At 72.9% G+C, this 1,022-nt stretch carries 1 protein-coding gene and 2 pseudogenes; all 3 read left to right on the top strand.

Features of this window, described 5'->3' with window-relative positions; all coding sequences use genetic code 11:
* Window positions 1–280 (top strand): annotated as a pseudogene (locus tag U9980_RS27395) (molecular chaperone DnaJ); the annotation flags it as partial.
* A 110-nt stretch (window positions 281–390) separates the two neighbouring features.
* Window positions 391–666 carry a hypothetical protein gene (locus tag U9980_RS27390; RefSeq protein WP_322770572.1) on the top strand — a complete coding sequence of 92 codons (276 nt, stop codon included), beginning with the start codon at window positions 391–393 and terminating at the stop codon, window positions 664–666.
* A pseudogene (locus U9980_RS27385) lies at window positions 659–1,022 on the top strand (hypothetical protein); the annotation flags it as partial. The gene U9980_RS27390 and the pseudogene U9980_RS27385, both read left to right, overlap by 8 nt.

Raw genomic sequence — 1,022 nt, 5'->3', positions numbered from 1 at the left:
GGCCGACGACGCCGAAGGCACCGCCGTTGAGGCGACCGCCGCGGCCCGCGCGGACGCCGCTTTGGCGCAAGCCGCGCCCGCCCGCGTCGAGGCGCTGCGCCGGGAGGCGGCGACCCGGCTGGTCGCTGTCGGCATCCAGGGGCGCAACATTTTCCATCAGGCGCTGGCCGGGGCCTACCGGGACGCGATCCTGGCCTACGCCCGAGCCAGGCGCGCCGAGGGCATCACCTGCTCGGAGAACGGCGGCGTTCTCGACATCGAGTTCGAGCTGCAGATCTAGCGGGCCAAAGGGCGCGCGACGATTGTCAGATCGCGCGCCCGGAGGCCGCAGTTCCTGGAGCACTGATGGCCTGCTCCGATTGCCGATCGTGAGGATAGGGGGGTGAACGCATGCGGGTTCGGGTGAAGTTCCGCTACCGCGCCGACACGGGCGAGGTCGAGATGTTCCGCGTCGAGGACACCGGAGAGGGTGCGCCCGCCACCGACCACGACGCCCGCCACGACCGGGCCACCGCCGACATCGCGCGCATCGTCGAGAACAGCGCCCTCATCGAGCAGGAAGCTCCGCAGGTCGCACCGGCGGGTCGCGAGCAGGTCAGGCAGCGGCCGACCGACGAGCCGTCGACCGAACAAAGGGCCGAAGGGGGGCCACGGCTCCGTGACTGACGCCCCGCTGCTCGACCGGGCCGCGACCTGCTATCTGCGGGCCGGGCAGGTTGCCGAGGCCGCGCGTTGTTATCGGGACGCCGGCCTGTTCCCGCGGTCGGCCGACCTGTACGCCCAGCTCGGTCGGTACCGGGACGCCGCCGCGGACTACACCGCGGCCGGCCTCGTCCATGTGGCGGCCTGGACACTTGCCCATGTTGTGGGCGACCCGGCCGCCGCCCGCGCATTGCTGCTGGGCCACCCATCCCACCCATCCGGCCAGGCCGGCCAGGCCGAGCCTGCGGTCGCGTCGATGTCCGACGCCCTGTTGCGTCGACTGGTACTGGCCCGCTGCGACGTCGCGGACGGGCTGCCCG

Origin of the sequence: Protofrankia sp. Cr1 (assembly GCF_963555865.1) — a bacterium.
Lineage (GTDB): Bacteria > Actinomycetota > Actinomycetes > Frankiales > Frankiaceae > Protofrankia.
This window is presented reverse-complemented; position numbering and strand designations above follow the sequence as displayed.